This window comes from Leptospira ainazelensis (genome assembly GCF_016918785.1).
GTDB lineage: Bacteria > Spirochaetota > Leptospiria > Leptospirales > Leptospiraceae > Leptospira > Leptospira ainazelensis.
This window is the reverse complement of the sequence record NZ_JAFFPT010000056.1, coordinates 1-1,042: the sequence shown is the minus strand read 5'-3', so window position 1 is coordinate 1,042 and position 1,042 is coordinate 1. Positions and strand designations below refer to the sequence as shown.

Below are 1,042 nucleotides of genomic sequence, written 5' to 3'. Positions count from 1 at the left end.
GCTTGCCGCTTCGTTCGTCACTCACGGTTCCCGTTCGGACTCACTTCGGTCTCCGACACATCGCTTCGCGAACTTGGCTTAATAGTCAAAGAAGAGTTTTTTAGTAAGAGAAGTTCGCGACCCTTTCGCGCGCAGGCGCTCGGGGACGCGACGTCGGCAAGCTTCTGTCGTTAGACGCCAGCGTCGAAAATGGATCACGAAATTCGAAATTTCAGAGAAAAAATCTTGAAATACGTATGGCAAATATTATTCTATACGTAGGATTATTTCATGACTACTAAACTAACTTTATCTATTGAAAAGACCGTTATTGAGAAAGCTAAAAAATATGCGCAGAAACGACATAAAAGTTTATCCAACATCATTGAAGATTACTTGGCTGAACTGACAAAAGAATCTGAACGTGGACAAAAAGTAGATACGAAATCCCAGGATTTAGCCCCAATAACAAAAAGTTTAGCCGGACTTCTAAAAGGCAAAGAATATATAGATATTAAAGAGGATAAAGTTGCATATTTGAGAAAGAAGCATGGCCTCTAAAAAGAAAGTATTCTTAGATTCAGACGTTATAATTGATTTTTTGTATAGTCGACCTGAAGGTTTCGAATATTCAGCACAAGTATTTAATTTGATTGAGATAGGTAAAATACAAGGTTATATTTCATCATTAATTATATGGAATATTTTCTATTTATTGAGAAAATTTCTTGGGCATAAAGAAGCTTTAAATAAAGTAAAGTCACTTCGAATCTTAATCAATATTTTGAGTGTTGATGATAAGATTATTGATTTAGCACTCGATTCGGATATTAAAGACTTCGAAGATTCGATACAATATCACGTCGCAAAAAGAGAAGGGATTGGAATATTTTTAACGAGGAATAAAAAAGATTATCCTAAACATGATCTTTCAATTTTAAATTGTGAGGAATTTATTAAATCTCTTCGGTAGCTTGTATCGACGCCAGCGTCTAACTTCGGCTTCTCACTCCGTTCGCGACTCACGGTTCCCGCTCGCGCTCACTTCGGGCTAAAGCCACAT

The 1,042-nt window shown here is 36.9% G+C and carries 2 protein-coding genes; both read left to right on the top strand.

Going from position 1 to position 1,042, the window contains the following annotated elements; genetic code table 11:
* Positions 1-270: 270 nt before the first annotated feature.
* Positions 271-540 (top strand): DUF6364 family protein, encoded by a 270-nt coding sequence (locus JWG44_RS13380; RefSeq protein ID WP_205275462.1) that lies wholly within the window; start codon positions 271-273, stop codon positions 538-540.
* Positions 530-952 (top strand): type II toxin-antitoxin system VapC family toxin, encoded by a 423-nt coding sequence (locus tag JWG44_RS13375; RefSeq protein WP_205275461.1) that lies wholly within the window; start codon positions 530-532, stop codon positions 950-952. Before JWG44_RS13380 ends, JWG44_RS13375 begins: the two co-directional genes overlap by 11 nt.
* Positions 953-1,042 lie beyond the last annotated feature (90 nt).